At 37.4% G+C, this 6,408-nt stretch carries 4 protein-coding genes; all 4 read left to right on the top strand.

Annotation, left to right across the window (positions count from 1 at the left end):
- Nucleotides 1–258: 258 nt before the first annotated feature.
- The 4 genes from HW347_RS17600 to HW347_RS17585 all read left to right on the top strand — a co-directional run bounded on the left by HW347_RS17600 (nt 259) and on the right by HW347_RS17585 (nt 6,395).
- Nucleotides 259–1,326, top strand: a complete 1,068-nt coding sequence (locus HW347_RS17600; RefSeq protein ID WP_214613050.1) for a tyrosine-type recombinase/integrase — start codon at nt 259–261, stop codon at nt 1,324–1,326.
- A gap of 365 nt (nt 1,327–1,691) precedes the next feature.
- Nucleotides 1,692–3,233 (top strand): hypothetical protein, encoded by a 1,542-nt coding sequence (locus HW347_RS17595; protein ID WP_214613049.1) that lies wholly within the window; start codon nt 1,692–1,694, stop codon nt 3,231–3,233.
- Between the two features lie 152 nt (nt 3,234–3,385).
- On the top strand, nt 3,386–5,161 hold the full coding sequence (locus HW347_RS17590) for a cytochrome-c peroxidase (protein ID WP_225901967.1): 1,776 nt from the start codon (nt 3,386–3,388) through the stop codon (nt 5,159–5,161).
- 112 nt (nt 5,162–5,273) lie between these two features.
- A complete protein-coding gene (locus HW347_RS17585) occupies nt 5,274–6,395 on the top strand; it encodes a fasciclin domain-containing protein (protein ID WP_214613047.1) in 1,122 nt (373 codons plus the stop codon).
- Nucleotides 6,396–6,408 lie beyond the last annotated feature (13 nt).

The raw sequence follows: 6,408 nt of genomic DNA, 5'->3' as shown, positions 1-6,408 counted from the left end.
GGACCGTTGAGGGAAATGAGTGTTACGGGAGTCGTGAAAAAACAGCTATTTATGCAGTACGTGTTTTTTTGCAGCGTAGTAACACGGCCTTTAGGTCATTTCCCTCAACACATATATATGTGTAATTGATCCTCAAGGTACAAAAAGAAACAAAAATATCGGAAACAATTATAGATAAAGGGATGGGGGAAGATTAATAGAGTAGGTATTTTGTATATCATTTATTATCTTTCGTAGAATTGATATACAAAATGCGGAATGGACATTTCTAAATATAATTTTGAATTTACGACCCATAATACTAAAAATGTAATTTTAGTAGTCTTTCCATTTAAACAAATATTGGTAAGCGAATTGCGTACGAGGTTTCCATCCGCTAAATGGAGTAGAACAAAAGGAGCATGGTATTTACCAGACCTTCCCGCAGTAAGAAAAGCCCTGTGTATAAAAGAAGTTTCTTTCTTAACTAAATATTTGTCGCAGATTGCTCCAAAGAACAAGCCCGAACTCATTAGGTTTTATGATCAACTAAGATTAAAGGCATATAGTCAGAACACCATACGTATCTATGTTGCAGAATTCGTCCATTTGCTTATCCTATTAAAGAATTATCCGGTTGCAGATTTAAATGTAAAAAGGTTAAAAGACTATTTTCTTTACTGTGTTTATGAAGATAAAATGAGGGAGCGAAAACTCAACGGAAAAATAAATGCAATCAAATTTTATTACGAGAAAGTATTGCACAGAGAGCAAATGTTTTTTGATATACCCAGACCTAAGAAGCCAGCCATTTTACCCAAAATGCTGAGTAAAAAAGAAGTGGTCCGCTTGTTGGCACAAGTAAACAATGTTAAACACCTTATTGCTTTGCAACTTTGTTATGGTATGGGCCTAAGGGTGTCTGAAGTGGTGGCCATTAAGCTAAATCATATAGATAGTAGTAGAATGGTAGTCCTTATACAAGGAGCCAAGGGTAAGAAAGATAGGACAGTGCCATTACCGGTAAGTCTACTACCAAAATTAAGAACTTATTATAAGGAGTACAGGCCAAAAAAGTATTTATTAGAAGGGCAGTACGGTGGTCAATATGCCAAGGGTAGTGTACAGAAAATTTTTAAGAATGCTATGAAGAAGGCAAGGATTAATAAAAATATTGGGGTTCATGGTTTACGCCATAGTTATGCAACCCATTTATTAGAATCTGGAACGGATATGCGGTTTATACAAGAACTTTTAGGTCATAGTTCTATAAAAACTACTCAGGTATATACTAAAGTAACCCCAAGAAGTATGGCCAATATTGAAAGCCCTTTAGATTCATTATAAAGAGTTCATTAAAACATAGTATTATTAATTTGGTCCTGCAGTGGTTGTAGTGCAAGATTTTTTTATGCATATTATTTGTCTTTTAGATTTAGACTTCTTCTGTTTTTCAAAATAAATAACCGCTAAAACCAACTTCAGTTTCTCTTTCCTTATTTAAAGAGTTAGCGTATTCTTCAGGCTCACCCAATTTTTCATACAAAAACGGCTCCGTTATTTAGAATGAAAATAGATGGTAACGTTAAGCTAACAACTTAACATAAAGTTGAACTTTAGTTTATAGTATCACCATAATCAGTTAACAATGTTTGAGGATTACTAGGATATTTTTGCTCCAAATTATTTTAACAAATAACCAAAAGAACAAAATGAAAACAGTATCCAAAATGTTATTACTGGCAGGCTTGGTAGCAACCACATCCTGTGAAAAATTAGAAAATTTCGTGGGCCATGGTGGTCAAGGAGAGGAAGAAGAGGGAACTATCTTCGAGAACAAATCAGAGCTTGAGCCGCTAGTGGCAATCAACTCAAACTTCAATTTTGTAAAAGCATATTCTCTAATAAGTTCTACAGATATTTTAGAAGACGGATTTCAACTGGTGGGTGCCCAAGATGGAGCTGGTTTCTTAAAAGATGGTGATGGTTATATGTATGTAGTAAATGCAGAGGATAATTATGGGGTTAGCCGTATTCACTTAGATAAAAACCTAAACCCAATGGGTGGAGACTGGTTATTGAACTCAGGTGTTGCAGATTTTGCTCGCCAGTGTTCAGGTACCATGTGGGAAGCAGATATTCACGGTGGTGCAAAAGATATGTTTCTTTCAGCTTCTGAAAGCTTTCATTATGATGTAAAAGGTATTGACCCTCACGTTGCCGTTCCTACACCAACTGCAGATTTTGGTTTGGATGCTTTGGGTGAATTCTCATGGGAAAATGCAGTACCATTACCAAGAGACACGTACAGCGGTAAAACAGTTATTATAGGTGGTGATGATGATTCATCTGGTTCGGAAGGACAGGTTACATTGTACTATTCCGAAAATGGAGATGCGGATTTTAACAACGGTAAAATCTATGTCTTGAAATTTAAAGAAGTTGCTTCTGGTGCTACAGATGCAGATGGTAACCCAGTTAACCCAATGGCTGTTGAAGAAGGTGTTATCTATAATGAAGGTCAATTGGCTTTTCATGAAACTTACGAAGTTGAGTTTGTTGAAATTGAAAACGGTGCTGAAATGACTAAAGACGAAATGGAAGATGCTTGTGTTGCAGTAGGTGCTTCAGCTTTCATGCGTGTTGAAGATGTGGATTACCAAAAAGGTTCGGTAGAAAATGCTAGAAACGTATTCTTTGCAGTAACCGGTAGAGGTCCAGGTAGAGGTACTTATAATGATTGGGGTACGGCCTACAAATTAGAGTTGGATGAAGATTCTCCTTTAACAGGTAAATTAACTCAAATCATAAGCGGTAATACGGATACCAACAACATGGACGGAAATATATCTAGACTTCAAAGTCCAGATAACATTAACGTAACTGAAAACTTCGTATACCTTCAAGAAGACCCTAACTCTTTTGATAGAGGCCACGCTGCCGCTATCTACCAAACAGATTTAAAGGGTAACAACGCTAAAGTTGTATTGGAATTGGTAGTTAGAAATGACCTTGACCCATCAGGAAGCACTGGTTTCAGTGGAGAGTTTGGTGCATTGGTTGATATTTCTGATAAAGTGGGTGTTGATGATACGTTCTTATTGAACCTTCAGCCTCACTACTGGCAGAATGATGACTTTAAAAGCAAAGATGGTCATGATTTGGAATCTGATAATCCAGAAGCAATTGCCGCTGGTGCTAGAGAAGATAACCAAGGTGGGCAAATAATTATCCTACAAGGTTTACCTAGATAAGACATTACTTTTTTAAGGTGAAAGACCTCCATACTAATGGAGGTCTTTCCCTATTTATAATTTTCTATCAACGTATTTAAGTTATGTATAAATTTTTCTTTTTTTTTATAATGCTATGTAGTGTTCTTTCCTGCAAAAATAAAAATGACCAGTTGGCAGCGGTTCATACAGTCGATAATGTCGATTGGAGTTATGCCGAAAATTTCTATCAAAAAAATATGACCGAGGCAGTTGATTTAATCGACTCTTTGAGTAAAGTTGATGCAGAGAGTGATGAAGCTAAAAAAATCTTCATAGCGCTTCGTGTAGCCTTTAAAAAAGCGGAACCCTACGCTTCTTATTTAAATCCTGAAGTCGGTCACCGTGCCAACGGACCTGCCTTACCAGTCTTTGCAGAAGATACGGAGCGTATCCTAAACCCAATAGGACTTCAGAAAATAGAAGAGTCTATTTATGAAGGTGAAGAACCCGCAGCTTTTAAAAGAGAGACCAGCCTTACCAAAGGGTTAATGGTCAATTTAATGCAAAATGTATCTGAACACAAACTGAGTTCAGAACGATTTTTTATTGCTACGCATCAGCAACTATTACGTATCATTAGTTTGGGGATTACCGGTTTTGACACCCCGGTGAGTCAGTTGGGCCTATCGGAAACAGTGGTGTCGTTACAGGCGTTAAAAGAGGTCTATGATCATACGTTATCTGAGCTCATAAAAAAGAAAAATTCAGATTTAGATACTGAATTCCACTTGAATATAGCACGTGCTGTTGCGTTCATTCAAAAGAACGGCGACTTCAATTCATTTGATCGTTATACTTTTATTCGGGAGTACATGAACCCCATTACCCGCAATTGGGTAAGCATCAGAAAGGAAAGCGGTCTATGGGAAGGTGTAAACAACAAGCCTTTTAATTTTGACGCACCTACTTTCTTTGAAAAAGATGCTTTTAATGTTGAATATTTTACTCCGCCAGTCAATAGAAACCCTTCTGAAAAGCAGATTGCTTTGGGCAAGAAATTGTTTCTAGACCCCAATTTATCGCAGTCTGGTAAAATGGCCTGTGTTACCTGCCATATGCCGGATAAAGCCTATACAGATGGTATTGCGGTCAATGTAGGTAATAACGGGAGTCCGCTGGAGCGCAATGCACCAACGTTAATAAATTCGGCCTTTCAGAAAAGCTTTTTTTGGGATGGCCGGGCAGAGAATATCTTGGATCAGATATCATCGGTATTTAATAACAAGCAAGAATTCAATACAGGTGTTCATGAGTTTTCTACGGATATTTTAAAGGATACTACCTACCATGTTTTGTTTGAGGATGCTTTTGGTAGAATATCAAACAGGAACAATGATATCATCAAAGCTATTTCATCTTATATATCCACTTTAAATGGCTTCGATTCCAAGTTCGATAAAAACATGAGGGCCGAGGAAGATTCGTTTACCTCCGAAGAAAAGTTGGGTATGAACCTGTTTATGGGGAAAGCACTTTGTGCAACATGTCATTTTATGCCTTTAACAAACGGTACGGTGCCTCCTTTTTATGCCGAAACGGAAAAAGAGGTCATTGGAGTTCCGGAAACCAAAGAGAACCAGACTTTAGATGATGATTTGGGTTTCTACTGGCGTTACAACAAACCAGAGCATTTGGGGATGTTCAAAACACCAACCGTTCGTAATGCAGAGTTTACTGCTCCTTACATGCATAACGGAGTTTACAATACGTTGGAAGAGGTTATGGATTTCTATAACAAAGGCGGTGGAGGCGGAATGGGTTTTGACTTGGAGCACCAAACCTTACCATTTGATGAGTTGGATTTGACGGACGAAGAACAAAAAGCCATAATAGCATTTTTAAAAACCTTGTCAGACACTAATGTAGAGGGGGAAGATACGCCTCAATTGGCAGATGCCACGTCTTAAATCCATAGGTTTTATTGCTATAAATTTAAAGTTTAGCTAACCTAGAATTAAAGAAAAGTATGGGTTGTATTTTGCATAAAGAATTACTTTGTGGCCCAGATAAACTACTGTTATGAAAATGATAATTACAACAAGATTTTTAAAGAATTTGGCGATGCTAATTTTGGGTATATCAATGGCTATAGGTTGTTCAAAAGGAAGTGATATTGCTGATGATGTTGAAAACGAAATTAGTAAAGAAGAGGATAAGACCGAGGAACCTGCAGATGAAACTCCAAAGGAAGTAGCTCCTGATGAGATAGTGCTGAACGCAGCAGAGTTTATTCAATCCGAAGATAGTTTAACCATGTCCGCCGAAGCTTTGGACGCCATTGACGATACGCTTGTAGAGATGCTTTCTGATGAAAACGGAAAGGTTACATTTTTTGTGCCGAGCAATGAAGCGTTTACGGAATTTCTAAGTTCGTTAAAAGAGTACACGGACGTACTTGATTTTGATGAAGCCCTAGAAAAGGAAATATTGGCACAAGTATTAAAGTATCACGCAATTATAGGAGGAGCCAATTTCTCTACTGAACTTTCTAACGGTTCCATTTTGGAGACTTTGCAATCCGAAGAAATTAAAATTACGGTAGATGGTGATGTCTATATTATTGATACTACACAGATAAAAGCCAGAATAACTACGGCGGATATTGAAGTAGCCAACGGCGTTATCCACATTATAGATAAGGTTCTGATACCAGATTCCGTACTTGCGGATTTATTCCCAAAAGCCTCTTTGATCGATTTGATAAACGAAACCGAAGAACTTTCTATGTTTGCAGAAGGCATTAAAGAAGCAGGTTTGGAAAGTAGATTCAATGATGGGGATTATACGGTTTTTGCACCAACAAATGCGGCAATAGAAGAGTTGTTTTCAACGCTTGGGAATGATTATAATTCTTTTGCGGATTTTACAAATATTTTGGAAAAGCAGGCACTAATAGAAATTATTTTAGGTCATGGGGTGGAAGAGGTTATAGTGCGTAATGATTTGAAAATAGGAGTATTATCTACTTTAGTTGAAGATGATGCTGTAGAAGTGATTGAAGGTGCGGCAGGTTTAGCGCTTCAAGATGCGTCCGAGTTTAAAACGAACTTTGTTGAGTTTAATATGGAAGCTTCAAACGGGGTTATCCATACTATTGATAAAATCCTTATCCCTCAAAAAGCACTTTTACTGATTAACTAATGGGTTAGGGAAG

The organism is Zobellia barbeyronii, assembly GCF_018603515.1.
GTDB lineage: Bacteria > Bacteroidota > Bacteroidia > Flavobacteriales > Flavobacteriaceae > Zobellia > Zobellia barbeyronii.
Note: the sequence above shows the minus strand (reverse complement) of the source record. Positions and strands in the feature narration are given on the sequence as shown.